We start from the raw sequence: 17,177 nt of genomic DNA, 5'->3' as shown, positions 1-17,177 counted from the left end.
TATCTAAAAAAAGGTAACCTATTGGGCTACCTTTTTGTGTTTATTTCGAAAATATTTAGTTCTTTTTGTCGATTTTATAAAGACGTCCTAAATCGGTGATTGCATATAATGCACCATCTTTTCCTTGTGTGATATCTCTAAAACGCTGTCCTTCTTTGGCTAACAATCTTTCTTCACCAACAACTTTATTGTCTTTAATGACTAAGCGAGCAATATGTGTACTGCTTAAACCACCTATAAATAAGTTGTTTTTCCATTCTGGAATACGATCTCCAGTGTAAAATGTTATTCCACTTGGTGATAACACAGGATCCCAGTAGTATACGGGCTGTTCTAATCCTTCTTTTTGTTGTATAGCGTCGCCTACTTTTTCGCCACTGTATTCTAAACCATAAGTAATGGTCGGCCAGCCATAATTTTTACCGGCTTCAATACGGTTCAGTTCGTCACCTCCACGGGGACCAAATTCAGTTTCCCACAGATCGCCTGTTTCAGGATGAATTGCCAGACCTTGTGGATTGCGGTGTCCGTAACTATAGATTTCGGGTCTAGCATCTGCTTGTCCTGTAAATGGATTGCCTGATGCTGGTGCTCCGTCTGTCGTGATTCTGATGATTTTACCCAATCCTGATTTCAGATCTTGCGCTTGTGGTCGAGTCGCTAAATCAGAGCGTTCGCCAGTAGTAATGATCAAATTGCCAGACTTGTCAAATAGGATCCGACCTCCATAATGTAAATTGCCCTTATATTTCGGTGTGGCACGATATATAACAGCTACATTTTCAACAGTCTTATCATCAGCAGATAACTTTCCTTTGCCTACGGCCGTGAGATTCCCTTCAGCACTGGGTTCGGAGAAAACAAAATAGACCATACGGTTGGTTTCAAAGTTTGGATCGATTGTCAATCCTAGCAAACCACCCTGACCAGCAGCATCCACTTTTGGTAATCCTGTTATGGGTTCAGAGACTTTCCCGTCGGTAGTTGCAATTCTAAATGTACCTTCTTTTTCTGTGATGAGTAAACGTCCATCAGGCAAAGCAGCAATACCCCAAGGAGATTTTAGTGTTGTGTTCAACACGACTCCTTCAAATGCGGTATTGGTTTTTACCCCATTTATACGTGTTTGACCCACAAAAGCAGGTTTATACTTGGTATTGGCTTCATTCTTTTCAACAGCTGGATAGATGCTATCTACTGTATTGGTTTCTGCACCGGTAGTACCGTTTGAACAGGAGTACAGGGCAAAAGAACTAATCAGTACGGTGGCTAATTTACTTTTCATAGACAAGTTGAATTGTTTCATATCATATAAAAATATAAATAATTTATTAAAAAATACGCATGTCAGCTCTTTATCATGAAATAAAGCCTTTTACATATTGCCGAGTGATTTCATGTTTTGGATTTAAGAGCACTTCTTCCGTTTTTCCAAACTCGAGGATCTCGCCACCATAAACAAAAATAATATAATCCGATACACGGCGTGCTTGTCTCAGGATATGGGTGACCAGTACGATGGTATAATCTTTTTTAAGTTCAACGAGCAGATTTTCAATGGTCTGTGTGGAGATTGGGTCTAGTGCAGAGGTGGACTCATCACCTAATATAATCTCTGGTTTTACAGCTAGACCACGAGCAAGACATAAGCGTTGCTGCTGACCTATAGAAAGCCTAGTGGCGGATTGATCCAATCGGTCTTTTACTTCTTCCCAAAGACCAACATTCTTCAATTGTGTTTCCACAATAGCATTCAATTCCTTTTTATTGCGTGTACCATGAATACGTGGCCCATAAGCGATATTGTCATAGATCGACATCGGAAGCGGAAAAGGCTTTTGAGAAAGAAGTCCCATTTTTTTGCGGATATGTGTCACTTCGGCATTGGGCGCATAGATGTCTTCACCATTGACGAAGACTGAACCGGATACTTGAACACCTTTGGTATCATCGATCAAGCGGTTCAGTGTTTTTAATAATGTTGTTTTCCCACATCCTGATGGACCAATAATCGAAGTAATACTATTATTGGGCAGTGATAAATTGATATTTTTTAAAATATGATGCCCATCGATATGAATATTCAGATCTTGTATTTGAATATGCGGTTGGATAGCAGGGCTTACAACTTGTGTTTGTTCTGTTTCGATGATAGGATGTGCGTGCATATAACAATAATTAGAATGATAAAAGTTAATATAAGTGCAGATGCGTAGGCTCTACCTTGGACTTCGGGGATGGGACTGCTTAATTGGAAAAAAATAGCCAAGGGTAGCGTTGCTGCAGGTTCGTCGATATATCGAGGTAAATTGTCACTGAATCCTGTGGTTAACAAGACTCCAGCCACATCGCCGATAGCACGTCCGAATGCCAATAAGATGGCGGTAAAAATACCTGGTTTAATATGTAAAATAAAGACTTTAGCCACTTCCCAGTTTGTCGCACCTAATGATAATGTCACATGTTTGAGATCATTGGGAACCGTTCGGATCAGTTCATCAACTGTGCGGACGACTATCGGTATAGTCAGTAATGTAATGGTGATGATACCGCCTAATAAGGATGCACGGATGCCAAAATAGACCATGATCGTAAATCCTACAGCACCGTAAACAATGGAAGGGATGCCATATAGGATGTCAAACATCAATTTTGAATATTGTGCTAATTTGGAGGAGGTTTTGATGTATATATTTAGAAATAAAGCAATCGGAACACCAATAATAGTGGCCAATACGGTTGCGACTCCAGCGAGATAGAGTGAACCTAGGATAGCATTTAATATACCCCCTTCTTTACCCATATAAAATCCTCCTTTGGGCAATTGGGTGATCATTTCCCAAGATAAATATGGTAAACCCTTATAGAGAATGGTGCCGATGATAAAGAAAAGTGAACCTGTGACCAACATGCCTGATAATTGCATGAAACCCTTCGCTACCTTTTCTTTAAAAAGTCTTGTTTTCAGATTATCCATTGTGTTTACCCTCCAATCTATTTAGTATAATACGCGAAATTAAGTTGAATCCGAAAATAATCACAAACAGGAGTAAAGCGGAAAACATGAGTGCCGAATCGTATAAAGGAATGGACATCATCTCTCCAAAATTATTTGCAATTAATGCTGGAATGGGATATCCTGCATCAAAGATGGATGTCGGTATCTTAGAAACATTGCCACAGACCATCAGCACCGCTATCGTTTCCCCAAATGCTCGGGATATGGCAAGAACAATCGCGGCAATGATACCGGGCTTTGCTTTGCGCAGTATAACCTTTTGCGCAGTTTCCCATTTGGTCGCTCCTAAGGATAGGGAAGCGGCTTTGAGTTCTGCAGGTATTGTTTTGAGTACTTCGACCATGATACTAATCATAATCGGGAAGATCATAACCGATAATACAATGCCACCGGCTAAAATCGTATATCCTGAGGTAGAGACACCAAATAAGGGAGCTATGTAGGATTGTATCGCTGGCACAATAAACAGTACGCCCCACACACCGTACAATACGGGTGGAATGGCTGCTAAGACATTGATCAGTGGCAACACCATATTTTTTAATGCATTGGAAGCATACTCGGTCAAATAGATCGAACTTAAGATACAAAGTGGGCAGGAGATCAATAGCGCCACCAGCGTGACACTAAGGGTGCCCATAATGAAGGGGAGAAAACCAAAACTTCCTTTCATGGGTGCCCAAACATGATTGGTGAGGAGATCCCAAATATTAAATGATTCAAATAAGGGGATCGATTTAAAAGTCAAACCAATACCAATAATGATCACAACCGAAAGTGAAATAAGTAGCAAAACAAAACTTGACTGTTTTGCAATAGCGTTTTTTATTAATCTTGTTCTCAACATATTATAGCTTTTTCAGTTCTTCTTCCATAAATGATTCTGTTAACGGTACATAGCCATTTTCAAGTAAATAACTTTGCGATTTTTTCTTTAAGACGAAAGAGATGAATTCTTTAAGCAGTAAATTGTCAGGCTTGCCTTTTGTTATAAAAGACAGGTCTCTGGACGGTGGGCTTGGATATTGATTATTGCTCACGGCATCTGTCAGTTCATCAATCGTATTATAAAAACTTTCCTGTTCGCTGATTCGACCATCGGCATTGAGGTCAATGGGTAACACATCAATCTGATCCATTACTTTTTTTGTTTTTAAGTCATAGACATAATTGATATTATTGAAACCGATTGCATTTTTATCATCTTTGATCGCTTGTGCAATTCCAGGGTCACCAAAGATGCCGATCCCTTTTAAGTCCTCTTGTTTGCTTTTAAAAAAATTGGCCCATGTCTCAGCTGCTCCTGCGGCATCTGCTCTTGTATATACGGTCACTGGATCTTTTGTAAATCTTGGATCAATTTCATTCCACGTTTTATACTGATGATTAACAAAAATATTTTTCAGCTCCGCATTGGTCAATCCGCGTTCCTTAAGTAAACGATAGTTTGGGTTATTTGCATTGATGGTACAGATAACGGCATCTTTTGCAACATGGATGGGGTAAGCGCCATTTTTCACTTCTTCGGGGTGAAGGTCGCGTGAAATCAATCCAATATCAACCATTCCGGTCAGTGCATCGGCAATTCCTTTTCCTGCTCCTCCAGCAGAGATATTGAAGCGTACAAGCGGATGTTCCTTTTTAAATTCTTCACTCCATAAAACGACTAAGGGATAGAGCGCAAATGCTCCGGATAAAGAAATATTTCCTTCGAAACCTCTTTCTTTAGTGTATCCATTCTCTATTTTAGGAGCGCATGCATTATTATTAAGTAACAACAATAAGCTTATTATAAGTATATTACAGTTGTTTTTGATCATTTTATGTATATCTATAGGATTGGTCTACAATATTATTTTTGACAAATATATATTAATTTAATAGATTTTATAGATTATATAGTTTTTTTTTCTACTTTTGAACCAATAGAAGAGAATACAGACCAAATAAATACAATTTCAGCATATGCAAAGTTTCCGTACAGAGCTTGAAAACCCTGTGGTTGAGCAAGAGATTATTGATTTAGAAAAGAAAATTAGACTTTTCCAAGAGGGAAAAATTACGGATGAAAAATTTCGTTCATTGCGCCTAGCAAGAGGGGTTTACGGACAACGTCAGCCCGGAGTGCAAATGGTGCGTATTAAATTGCCTTTTGGAAAAGCAACTTTCAAACAAGTCATCAAAATATCGGATGTGTCTGATGAATATGCTATTCGTAATTTGCATATCACGACAAGACAGGATATCCAGATTCATTTTGTTAGTCTAGATCGTACACCAGAATTATGGGCTAAATTGGCTGAGGACGATATCACCTTACGTGAAGCGTGTGGCAACACGGTGCGAAATGTAACAGCATCGCCTACAGCTGGTATAGATCCAAAAGAACCTTTTGATGTTTCTCCTTACGCACAGGCTGTTTTTGAATTTTGTTTAAGAAACCCGATCTGTGCGGAAATGGGGCGTAAATTTAAAATGTCATTTTCGTCTTCGGAAGATGATACCGCATTTTCCTATATCCATGATCTGGGCTTCATCCCTAAAATACAACTTATTGATGGTAAAGAAGAACGTGGTTTTAAAGTTCTGTTAGGTGGCGGATTGGGTTCTCAACCTTTTCTAGCACACTTGGTACATGAATTTTTACATGAAGATCAGTTGATTCCGTTTGTTGAGTCTTCTTTACGTGTATTTGACCGCTATGGTGAGCGTAATAATAGAAATAAAGCACGCTTTAAATATTTGATCCAAAAATTGGGTATTGATGAAGTGTTGCGACTTATTGCGGAAGAGCGTGTTGCAAATGCTGTTAAATCATTTCAAATTGATCGAAATACCATCAGTCAACCTACTCCTCCAGATACAAGTGCAATTGAACTTGTAGCGTTGGATGGAGATGCTGATTACCTGATCTGGAAGTCGACAAATACATTTGAACAAAAGCAAAAAGGTTATTATGGCGTATTTGCAAAAATATCGACGGGTGATCTTCCTACTGAAAAAGCACGAGTGCTGGTCGCAGGATTGGCGGGTTTAGTTGCCGATGAGATTCGTTTTACACAAAATCAAGGTTTATTGCTGAAGTATGCTACAGAGCAGTCTTTACCTCATATCTATCAATTATTGAAAAAGTTGGAGTTGGCTTCACCTGGATTTGAGAGCACATCCGACGTGACGACTTGTCCAGGAACGGATACTTGTAATCTAGGGATTTCCAATAGTACAGAGATGGCGCGCGTAATCGAAACGTACATCCGTGATTTTTATGCCGATTTTGTGTACAATAGGGAACTTAAGATAAAAATATCGGGTTGTATGAATTCTTGTGGTCAACATGGTTTAGCTCATTTGGGATTTCATGGTAGCTCTGTGAAAGCGAATGGAAAAGTTGTTCCTGCTGCACAGGTCATGATCGGTGGTGGTACTGTTGGTGATGGTGTAGGTCGTGTGGCTGAAAGAATCATAAAAGTGCCAACAAAAAGAGTGTTGCATGTGGTAGATTTGGTCTTATCGGATTATAAAAAGAATGTTCAGGAAGGTGAAAACTTCCATGCTTATTATGATCGTCAGACAAAAAATTATTTTTATACGTTATTGAAGCCATTGGCTGACTTGACGACATTGTCGGATGATGAATACATCGACTGGGGACATCAAGAGACTTTTGAAACAGCAATTGGCGTAGGTGAATGTGCTGGTGTGATGATTGATCTAGTAGCGACATTAATCTATGAAGCGGAGGAAAAGAGAGCATGGGCAGTGTCGGCTTTTGAAGAGAAGAAATATGCGGATTCGATATATCATGCTTACAGTACCTTTATCGGATGTGCCAAAGCATTATTATTGGACAAAGGGGTAAATGTGAGTTCACAGCATGCGGTGATTCAGGAATTTCAAACACAGTTTGTGGAACAACAATTATTTACCTTGGATACCACATTTCCTGAACTAGTATTGCAAATCAATAAAAATGAACCGACACCAGAATTTGCTGAAAATTATCTGGCAAGTTTGAATACTTTCTTTGATGCTGTGTATGCGTATAGAAATGGTGTGGTAGTGAATTAATGAGGAGGATAGAAGAATGAATATGAAACCAAAAGTAACCTTGGTCGGAGCTGGTCCCGGAGATCCTGAATTGATCAGTTTAAAAGGTATAAAGGCAATCAAATCTGCTGATGTGATTTTATATGATGCCTTAGTTGATGAAAGTTTACTGGATTTTGCAGGTGAAAACTGCACGAAAATATATGTTGGAAAACGAGCCGAACAGCTCTCTACTTCACAAGATCAGATCAATCAACTGTTGGTTGATTATGCATTGACACATGGTCATGTTGTCCGGCTGAAAGGTGGCGATCCATTTGTTTTTGGTCGTGGTGGTGAAGAGCTGGATTTTGTCAGTCAATTTGATATCGAAACCGCCGTCGTTCCTGGTATCTCTTCGAGTATTGGGCTTACCGGTTTACAAAAAATTCCGTTGACGTATCGGGGCATGAGTGAAAGTTTTTGGGTGATCACGGGATCAACTACGGCTGGAAAATTGTCGGAAGATCTATATGCTGCTGTTAAAACCAATGCTACAGTGGTGGTGTTAATGGGTTTTGGAAAATTGACCGAGATCGTGGAACTCTACAGGCAGCATGGTAAAGAAAACCTACCGATTGCATTGATTCAAAATGGCTCTACGCCAAATGAGAAAATCATAATGGGTACAATCGATGATATTCTGGATGAGACGCAAGAAAAACGCATTGGTGTTCCTGCTATTATTGTATTGGGCGAGGTGGTTAAAAAACATCCTAATTTCAAAAATATCATTGGAAAATATGCAACAGCCTAAATGAATACACTATTTCCAATTTTTGTAAAACCGGATCAAATTCACATTCTACTAGTGGGGGGAGGTCCGATTGGCTTAGAAAAATTTCAAGCAATCATTCATAATAATGATCAGGCTAAGGTAACTGTTATTGCGAGTGAGATCTGCTGCGAGTTTAAAATTATATTGATGCAGTATGCGCATGTCAGATTTGAAGAGCGTGATTTTGTAGAGTCGGATCTGGATCATAAACATCTGGTGATGTTGGCCACAAATAACCATGAGCTCAATGATGAGATCAGAGCATTGGCAAGTGCTCGTTTTATCTTGCTCAATGCGGCTGATAAACCGCAGTTGTGTGACTTTTATCTGGGATCAATTGTTAAAAAAGGAAATTTGAAAATCGCGATTTCGACAAATGGAAAATCGCCCACTATAGCAAAAAGGGTGAAAGAGCTTTTGCAGAATATGCTTCCTGAAGAAATTGACGATACGTTGGAGTTGATGAGTCAACTTCGGGATCAATTGAAGGGAGACTTTCAAGCGAAAGTGACAGCGCTTAATGAACATACTAAATCGTTGGTTGAGAGAGATGGAGATCAATAAAATAAAAGAACTATTATCAGGAAAGCAGGGAGTAGAATTGCTTCAGGCCATTACTGAGCACTATCCAAATCAGGTGGTATTCTCGACTTCGTTTGGTATCGAAGATCAGATTATCACTGACTGGATAGGGAAAAGCAAAGTGAACATTGAGGTGTTTACTTTGGACACAGGCCGATTGTTTAAAGAGACGTACTCGCTCTGGAGCAGAACTGTAGAACGTTATGCTTTGAAGATCAATACCTATTATCCCAATACAGAGCAAATCCAAGAGTTTGTTTCGCAAAAGGGACCGAATGCGTTTTATGAATCTGTAGAAAATAGAAAGTCTTGCTGCTACATCCGAAAAATAGAACCATTACAACGCGCATTGCGGGGTGCTAAAATTTGGATTACGGGAATTAGAGCGGAACAATCTGCTAATCGCCATGATATGGACTATATAGAGTATGACGAGGTGAACGATATCATCAAAATTCATCCGTTATTTGACTGGACTTTCGAGATGGTGAATAATTATATCAAAAGTGAGCGTATACCTTATAATGTACTGCATGATAAAGGTTTTCCAAGCATAGGCTGCGCACCCTGCACGCGGGCTGTTCAAGAGGGTGAAGACTTTCGCGCTGGACGATGGTGGTGGGAAGATCAGAGTAAAAAGGAGTGTGGATTACATGTGACAACAAAATAAAAAAGATTAAATGGATTATTTAGATCAACTAGAAGCAGAATCAATCTATATATTACGTGAAGTAGCTGGGCAATTTGAGAACCCCGCACTCTTATTTTCAGGCGGAAAGGATTCGATTACGTTGGTTCATTTGGCATTAAAAGCATTTAGACCAGGTAAGTTTCCTTTTCCTCTGGTACATATAGATACCGGACATAATTTCCCAGAAACAATTGCCTATCGTGATTGGTTGATCGATCAGATCGGTGAAAAACTGATCGTGGGGTATGTACAGGATAGCATAGATGCTGGAAAAGTGGTGGAGCAGAAAGGGAAAAATGCGAGTAGAAATGCATTACAGACTGTGACGCTGTTGGATACCATTGCGGAAAATGGTTTTGATGCATGTATCGGTGGTGCTCGTCGCGACGAGGAAAAGGCTAGGGCAAAAGAACGTGTGTTCTCTGTACGTGATGAATTTGGACAGTGGGATCCAAAGCGCCAACGTCCTGAGCTTTGGAATATATTTAACGGAAAAATCAATAAGGGAGAAAACGTCCGTGTATTTCCCATATCAAATTGGACGGAACTGGATGTTTGGAATTATATCAAACGGGAAAACATTCAACTTCCAAGTATCTACTTTAGCCATGAACGTGAAGTGATCACCCGTAATGGTCAGTTGATGGCGGCAGCTCCTTTCTTAAATATCGATGAGGAGGATGTGATCGAAACTAAATCGGTACGATTTAGAACTGTAGGTGATATGACTTGTACCGCTGCTGTGGATTCAGAAGCGACTGCACTGGACGATATCATTGCCGAAATCAAAGCGTCAACGGTTAGTGAGCGTGGAGCAAGGATGGATGATAAGGTGTCGGAAGCGGCAATGGAAGATCGTAAAAAACAAGGATACTTTTAAGGTATAATTCACCAGATTGGAAGATTAAACTATAATCTAGAACATGAAAATTTTAAAATTTATAACGGCTGGTTCTGTTGATGATGGCAAAAGTACATTGATCGGCCGTTTACTATATGATACGGATTCGATATTAGATGATCAACTGGAGGCGATCAAAAAGGCTAATCGTAAAAATAATGATGGCACTGTTGATTTAGCGATCTTAACGGATGGATTGAAGGCGGAACGGGAACAAGGGATTACCATTGATGTTGCTTATAAATACTTTCAGACAGAAAATCGAAAGTTTATTATTGCTGATGCACCGGGACACATACAATACACACGTAATATGATCACTGGAGCTTCCAATTCAGATCTGATTATCATATTGGTGGATGCACGTAAAGGTGTTATCGAACAGACAAAGCGTCATTCTTTCTTGGCGAAATTGTTGGCTTTGAAGAAGGTATTGATTTGTATCAATAAAATGGATATGGTGGACTATAGCCAGGAAGTGTTTGAGACCATCAAGGCGGATTACCAAGTGCTGGCAGAACGATTAGAATTGAAGGACGTTGATTTTATGCCGGTTTCGGCCTTGAAAGGCGATAATATCGTGAATTCTTCGGCTCATTTTGATTGGTATGACGGTCCTTCATTGTTGTCTTATTTGGAAACGGTCGAATTTGACGAGGTGGATGACCAAGCGTGGCGTTTACCTGTACAGTGGGTGGTAAGGCCACAAACGGATGAACTGCATGATTATCGTGGATATGCTGGCCGTGTGGTGGGAAATGGGTTGAAAGTTGGGGATGAGGTGGTTATTTTACCTTCATCGGTCAAAAGCAAGATTAAGAGAATTGAACTGGCAGGGGTCGATCTGGAAAAGGCCGAAGATGGTCAATCTGTGATCGTTCACTTGACCGATCATGTTGATATTAGTCGGGGTGATACGATCGTAGCGGCACATGATGCTGGTCTAGTGGAACGAAATGTGGAAGCAAATATTTGCTGGTTTGATAATAAGGCTTTGGATACGAATCAGATCTATCTCTTTCAAAATTTTGGTAGAACAACGAAAGTTAAAATTAACGAAATCATTCATAAGGTTGATATCAACAATCAGGAGTATAAGTATGGCGAGCCAATTGCGCTCAATGATATCGGTCGTGTTCAGATCAAAGCTGCTGACGATCTTTCGTTTGATCTTTATCAAGACCATCAAGCTACGGGGCGAGGCATTATCATTGATCCACGTACCAATTTAACAGTTGCGGCTGTAATGATTGAAAGTGTTGCTTAGTTAGTTAGTTAGTTAGTTAGTTAGTTAGTTAGTTAGTTAGTTAGTTAGTTAGTTAGTTAGTTAGTTAGTTAGTTCATAAAAAAGGTTGGCTTAAATAAAACCAACCTTTTTTTATACATTTTACTTTTTATTGCCAACCTCCACCTAATGCTTTGTAAAGCACCAATTGATTCAAGATTTTTTCTTCGAGAATATTGACCTGCTCAATCTGAGCAGCTAGAGATTCTCTTTGACTGGTAATGATCTCTAAATAATTGATACGTCCAGCCAAAAATAGATCATGAGCCGAATTTACAGAAGATTCTAATGCAGCCACTTGCTCATTTTTATGTTGAAATCGATCGATGATATGATCTTCAGTCAGTAAAGCATTGGAAACTTCATTGTAGGCTTGCAGCACGATCTTTTCATAATTGAGAAAAGCAATTCCGTAACTTCCTTTATATTGTTCATACTGGGTTTTCAATTCTCTTTGATTGAAAATGGGTGCTGTAATTCCTCCAAATAAACCATAGGTGGTAGATTTATTGATATCGATCAATTTATCAAAGCTAAAGGAATTGAGACCGATAAATGGAGACAATACTACTGTAGGAAGAAATGCTGCTTTTGCAGCATGTACTTCATGCATCGCGGATAACAATTGATGAGATGCTTCACGGATATCTGGCCTTAGAGCAAGCATCAATGCGGGGTCGCCAGAAGTCAACTTATCAAACAGATGTACTTCCTCTAATTTGATTACTGTACGTTCAATCGGTCTATTGACACGACCGATGAGAAAATTAATGTGATTTTCCAATATGCTGATCTCTTGCTTTGTTTTTGCACGATCTGATTTTGAATTGGCGAGAATCGCTTTAAACTGTTGAACTGCTAATTCGGTTGTGCGACCTGCTTCTTTCTGAACTTCAATGATAGCTAAGGCTTTTTCCTGTAATCTGAGATTTTTTTCAAATACAGCCAATTGATTATCCAAACTGATCAACTGATAATAAGCGGAGCCAATATTGGAAACCAATTCTGTCGCAATCAATTGTTTTGCTTCGAGCTGTGCCAGGTAATTTTCATAAGAGGATTGTCTGAGGTTCTTTAATTTTCCCCAAATATCGATTTCCCATGAACTGCGTATTCCTACAAAATAGTCTGGAATAGCAGGTGATGGTATTTTTTCGTCTGATTGTAGATTTTCGGAAAAATTACTGTCGTAATTACCGATTCCCTCTTCAGTATAGAAGCCATACTTGGTCAATCCAGCGCCCAACTCTGCATTTACTTTTGGAAATAAGGCTGCTTTTTTCTGTTTGAAACTTGATTGAGCCATTTCAATACGCTTGATTGCCATCTGTAAATCGTAATTGTAGATCAAGGCAGAGTCGATCAGTACAATCAGCTTCTGATCTTTAAATACTTTTCTCCAAGGAATCTGACCGATCGAGGTATCTGTTTTGCTTGTTGCTGGTGAAAATTTTTCAGGAAGCACCGAAGATTGCAGCGATGTCATATTTTTTGGAACAGAGCAGCTTGATATTAATAGCAAAGCTAGAAAGATAGAAGCGACTGTACCTAATTTTTTCTTATTCACTTTTTTAGCTTTTTTGGAGCATAGAACATATAATGCAGGAATAATCAATACCCCGATAACGGTCCCAATCAACATACCACCAACAGAAGCTGTACCTATTGTCCGATTTCCGATTGCACTTGCCCCAGATGAGAACATCAAAGGAATTAAACCTGCAACGAAAGCGAATGATGTCATTAAAATCGGTCTTAAACGGGCGATGGCTCCATCGATAGCAGCATCTACAATCGTCATACCTTGTTTGTTTTTCAGTACTGCATATTCGACAATCAGAATGGCATTTTTTCCTAATAGACCAATCAACATGACGAGTGCGACCTGTGCATAGATGTTGTTTTCTAGACCTAATAACTTTAAGAATAGGAAGGCTCCAAACATACCTGCTGGAATACATAATATGACAGGTAAGGGCAGGAAGAAGCTTTCGTACTGAGCGGCTAATAGTAAGTAAACAAATAATAAGACTAAGGCAAAGATATAAATCGTCTGATCACCGGATGCTATTTGCTCTTTGGTCATACCAGACCATTCAATGCTATAACCTTGTGGTAGCGTTTTGGCAATTTCTTGTATCGTTTCGATCGCTTGACCTGTACTGAAACCGGCTGCTGGCTGACCATTGATCATCGCACTTGTAAACATATTATAGCGTGTAATCTGCTCTGGACCAAATACCCGCTTCATAGTCATAAAGGCTGAATATGGAACCATTTCACCATTGTCGGTTTTAACAAAGAGATTCAGCACGTCTTCTGGTTGTTTTCGATAATTTGCATCTGCTTGTACCATTACTTTATACATCTGTCCATAACGGATGAAATTGGTCGCGTAAAAACTCCCCATTAGGGTTTGCAATGTATTCATTGCATTATCGACTGATATGCCCTTCTTGGCAGCCAAATCGTAGTCTATTTCCAACATATACTGAGGGAAATTGACGTCAAATCCAGAGGAAACACTCTCAATGGACTCGCTGGAATTGAGTTTATTTATAAATTCTTCTAATACAACAGCAGTCTTATTTAAGTCTTCGGTTCCTGTTTTATCCAGTAAACGAACTTCAAAACCTGCAGCATTACCAAAACCAGGAACGGTAGGCGGAGGGAAGAACTCGATTTGGGCATCGGCAATATGCGCCGTTTTTTCCTTAAGCTCATTCATCACATCGTCTACCGTTTGTGAACGATCTTCCCAAGATTTTAAGTTGATCATTCCCATACCGTATGATGATCCTGATACTTCTGTTAAGATGCTATAGCCAGCAAGTGTGGAGACCGTTTCGACGGATTCTAAACTTCTGGATATCCGATCGACTTCATCCAATGCTTTTTCAGTACGGTCTACGGTAGCTCCTGGCGGTGTGGTCACACTGACATACACCATCCCTTGATCTTCTGTTGGGATAAATCCAGATGGTAAGATCGCACTGGTTCCCCATGTAGCGATAAACGAAACGACTAATACCACGATTGTAAGTCCCCTTCGGCTAACGGTTTTAGATAGAAATCCACGGTATCTTCCGGCTAATTTATCGTATGCTTGATTGAATTTTTTAAAGAAGCGCGTCATCCAGTTGTTTTTCTCTTTCTGATCGTGTGGATTCTTTAACATGAGCGCACATAGCGCTGGTGTCAATGTCAGCGCGTTGATACCGGAGATAATAATGGCGGACGCTAATGTGAGGGAAAATTGCCTATAAAATATACCAACGGGTCCATCTAGAAAGGCAACGGGTATAAATACAGCAGACATGACCAAAGTAATCGCAATCACAGCTGTACCGACTTCTTTCATCGCGGCAAGGGTAGCTTCCATGGGTGGCAGATTTTCTTCCTCCATCTTTGCGAATACGGCTTCGACCACCACAATACCATTGTCAATCACAATACCAATGGCGAGCACGAGTGCAAATAGGGTCAATAAATTGATGGAGAATCCGAGCATCTGCATACAGAACAGGGAACCAATCAAACTAACTGGTACAGCTAATATGGGAATCAAAGTAGCTCTAAAGTTTTGCAAAAAGATAAATACAACGACGAATACCAATAAGAATGCCTCCAACAATGTTTTGATAACACTGGAGATCGATGCATCTAAAAAGCGTGAGACGTCGTAGCCCATCGTATACTTCATACCTGCAGGGAAAGTCGCTGTTTGCAATTCGGACATTCGATCTTTGACACGTTTAATCACATCTTGAGCATTGGATCCTGGTAATTGTTTCAACATGATGGATGCTGAAGGTCTTCCATCGGTTTTAGAAACCATCTCGTAGTCCAGCGAACCAAACTCAATGTCGGCTACATCTTTTATGCGGATAATAGTTCCATCTGAATTTGCACGAATGGGTACATTTGCATATTCTTCGGGTTCGGAGAATTTTCCAGGATAGCGGAGTACGTATTGCTGCATATTGACCATTTTATCCGAACTGATACCAGTCTGACCCGGAGCTGCTTCAATATTTTGCTTTCTTAATGAAGCAATCAACTCATCGGTTGATATATTATAGGCCGCTAAACGATCTGGTTTAACCCAAACACGCATGGCATAATCGCGCATCCCCATGATTTGTGCAAAACCGACACCCTCTATACGCTTGAGCTCTTTGAGCACATTGATATCCGTAAAATTGTAAATAAAACGTTCGTCAGCAGTTTCATCTTCGGTATAAAGATTTAAATACATCAACATACTGTTTACTTCTTTCTCTGTGGTCACTCCGGCGCGTGTTACTTCCTCTGGAAGTTCATCGAGCACTGTTGTGACCCTATTTTGTACATTTACTGCCGCAATATCGGGATCAATACCCACTTTAAATACCACCTGAATCAGCGTTGTACCATTATTGGTCGATACCGTATTCATAGAGGTCATACCTGCAACACCGTTTATGGCACGTTCCAAAGGAATCGCAACAGCATTGGTACTTACTTCGGCATTTGCGCCTGTATAATTCGCTGTTACAACAACGGATGGTGGAACAATATCAGGAAACTGGGTAACAGGTAGTGTAAATAAGGCCAACAATCCCAGTAAGGTTATAAATAATGATATAACCAACGATAGGATAGGCCTTTTTATATAAACATCAAACATAATTTTTTTCTAAAACAATGAGCTATAACTTAACTGGGATAACTTCTACCTTCATGCCATCCTTTAGTGATTGGACTCCTTCGAAAACAATTTGATCTGTATCCGAAAGACCTGCATTGACAATGTAATAATGACCTACACGCTGACCTGCCTGGAAGGATTTCATGGAAACGGTCTTATCGTTGTTCAAGATGTAGACATAAGTCTTATCCTGAATTTCAAATACAGACTTTTGATGAACAAATTTGGTGTCCCCAGTTTGAATCGGGACGGATATTTTTCCAGATGCTCCATGTTTTAGTATGCCCTGTGGATTGACAAATTTTGCACGTAATGATATGGATCCCGTATTCTTTTCAAATTCACTCTCCACGATAGCCGCTTTTCCAGAGTACGGATAAGTATTACCATCTGATAAAATCAATTTCACATCTTTATTGAAAGAGTCTTTATTAAATGACGAATCAGATACAATACTGAGGTATTCATTTTCGGAAATATCAAAATAGACATTTACTTCTTTCATAGAAGATACAGTGGTTAACAAAGAACCTTGTTCTAAAAGTGATCCTTCTTTTAAAGGTATGCGATCGATCTTGCCATCGAAAGGGGCACGAACCAATGTATAATCGAGCTGTGTTTTAGCTTGCTGCATCATGGATCTAGCTTCTTCAACCTTTGACTCAGCAGCTGTATATTGCAGTTTGAGTAATTCTACCTCTGTTTTACTGACAATATTTTTGGCAGCAAGATCTTTTGTGCGCTCTAATTCTAACAACACTTTTTTGACATCAGTCAATGCGGTATTAAAATTAGCCTTCGCACGTGCATAATCCGCTTTATACATGTCATCACTCAATCTGAAAAGCACTTGTCCTTTTTTGACAGATGCGCCTTCATCAACATAAATATGTTCTAAAAAACCACTCAATCGGGATCGGAGTTCAATATTTTTGACCGATTGTATATCAGCAATATAATCTTTGTAAATTGTTGTATCCATCACGATTAGATTGGAAACGGGTACTTTTTTGGGAGCTGTGATAACTTGCTTATCGTTGCTTTTGGCTGTACAAGCAGATAAAATCGCAAGGCATGACAGTGCATACCAAGAAATGGAAGGTGTTTTCATATAAAAAATAAAATGTTGACAAATAGAATCAATC

Annotated in this window: 13 protein-coding genes; 6 read left to right on the top strand and 7 right to left on the bottom strand. The window is 39.6% G+C overall.

The genetic code is table 11. The features are described from left to right. Positions 1 to 55 precede the first annotated feature (55 nt). From C8N37_RS14590 to C8N37_RS14570, 5 genes are all read right to left on the bottom strand, one after another. Positions 56 to 1,285 carry a PQQ-dependent sugar dehydrogenase gene (locus C8N37_RS14590; protein ID WP_108159581.1) on the bottom strand — a complete coding sequence of 410 codons (1,230 nt, stop codon included), beginning with the start codon at positions 1,283 to 1,285 and terminating at the stop codon, positions 56 to 58. A 73-nt stretch (positions 1,286 to 1,358) separates the two neighbouring features. Then, positions 1,359 to 2,168, bottom strand: a complete 810-nt coding sequence (locus C8N37_RS14585; protein WP_108159580.1) for a phosphate ABC transporter ATP-binding protein — start codon at positions 2,166 to 2,168, stop codon at positions 1,359 to 1,361. Continuing rightward, entirely contained in the window at positions 2,123 to 2,977 is an 855-nt protein-coding gene (locus C8N37_RS14580) for a PstA family ABC transporter permease (RefSeq protein ID WP_108159579.1), read from the bottom strand. Before C8N37_RS14580 ends, C8N37_RS14585 begins: the two co-directional genes overlap by 46 nt. Continuing rightward, on the bottom strand, positions 2,970 to 3,866 hold the full coding sequence (gene pstC, locus C8N37_RS14575) for a phosphate ABC transporter permease subunit PstC (protein WP_108159578.1): 897 nt from the start codon (positions 3,864 to 3,866) through the stop codon (positions 2,970 to 2,972). Before pstC ends, C8N37_RS14580 begins: the two co-directional genes overlap by 8 nt. 1 nt (position 3,867) lies before the next feature. Beyond that, positions 3,868 to 4,797, bottom strand: coding sequence for a PstS family phosphate ABC transporter substrate-binding protein (locus tag C8N37_RS14570; protein WP_244914435.1), 930 nt, complete (start codon positions 4,795 to 4,797; stop codon positions 3,868 to 3,870). A 187-nt stretch (positions 4,798 to 4,984) separates the two neighbouring features. Here C8N37_RS14570 and C8N37_RS14565 point away from each other — a divergent pair, with 187 nt between their 5' ends. Genes C8N37_RS14565 through C8N37_RS14540 form a run of 6 tightly spaced genes read left to right on the top strand, consistent with a single transcriptional unit; the run spans position 4,985 to position 11,324 of the window. Then, positions 4,985 to 7,087 (top strand): HEPN domain-containing protein, encoded by a 2,103-nt coding sequence (locus C8N37_RS14565; RefSeq protein WP_108159576.1) that lies wholly within the window; start codon positions 4,985 to 4,987, stop codon positions 7,085 to 7,087. A gap of 16 nt (positions 7,088 to 7,103) precedes the next feature. Further along, the gene (cobA, locus tag C8N37_RS14560) at positions 7,104 to 7,862 is read left to right on the top strand and encodes a uroporphyrinogen-III C-methyltransferase (RefSeq protein ID WP_108159575.1); all 759 of its coding nucleotides are present in this window, start codon (positions 7,104 to 7,106) and stop codon (positions 7,860 to 7,862) included. Next, positions 7,863 to 8,447 (top strand): precorrin-2 dehydrogenase/sirohydrochlorin ferrochelatase family protein, encoded by a 585-nt coding sequence (locus C8N37_RS14555; RefSeq protein WP_108159574.1) that lies wholly within the window; start codon positions 7,863 to 7,865, stop codon positions 8,445 to 8,447. After that, positions 8,434 to 9,135, top strand: a complete 702-nt coding sequence (locus tag C8N37_RS14550) for a phosphoadenylyl-sulfate reductase (protein WP_108159573.1) — start codon at positions 8,434 to 8,436, stop codon at positions 9,133 to 9,135. The genes C8N37_RS14555 and C8N37_RS14550 overlap by 14 nt, the downstream gene beginning before the upstream one ends. A gap of 10 nt (positions 9,136 to 9,145) precedes the next feature. Next, a complete protein-coding gene (cysD, locus tag C8N37_RS14545; RefSeq protein WP_108159572.1) occupies positions 9,146 to 10,036 on the top strand; it encodes a sulfate adenylyltransferase subunit CysD in 891 nt (296 codons plus the stop codon). 43 nt (positions 10,037 to 10,079) lie between these two features. Continuing rightward, positions 10,080 to 11,324 (top strand): sulfate adenylyltransferase subunit 1, encoded by a 1,245-nt coding sequence (locus tag C8N37_RS14540; protein WP_108159571.1) that lies wholly within the window; start codon positions 10,080 to 10,082, stop codon positions 11,322 to 11,324. A 127-nt stretch (positions 11,325 to 11,451) separates the two neighbouring features. On the opposite strand, the gene C8N37_RS14535 is transcribed toward C8N37_RS14540, so the two are convergent. Beyond that, positions 11,452 to 16,011: an efflux RND transporter permease subunit gene (locus C8N37_RS14535; RefSeq protein WP_108159570.1), complete on the bottom strand. Its 4,560-nt coding sequence runs from the start codon at positions 16,009 to 16,011 to the stop codon at positions 11,452 to 11,454. A 22-nt stretch (positions 16,012 to 16,033) separates the two neighbouring features. Then, the gene (locus C8N37_RS14530; protein WP_108159569.1) at positions 16,034 to 17,143 is read right to left on the bottom strand and encodes an efflux RND transporter periplasmic adaptor subunit; all 1,110 of its coding nucleotides are present in this window, start codon (positions 17,141 to 17,143) and stop codon (positions 16,034 to 16,036) included. Positions 17,144 to 17,177 lie beyond the last annotated feature (34 nt).

The organism is Sphingobacterium faecium, assembly GCF_003054045.1.
In the GTDB taxonomy this organism is placed as follows: domain Bacteria; phylum Bacteroidota; class Bacteroidia; order Sphingobacteriales; family Sphingobacteriaceae; genus Sphingobacterium; species Sphingobacterium faecium.
Note: the sequence above shows the minus strand (reverse complement) of the source record. Positions and strands in the feature narration are given on the sequence as shown.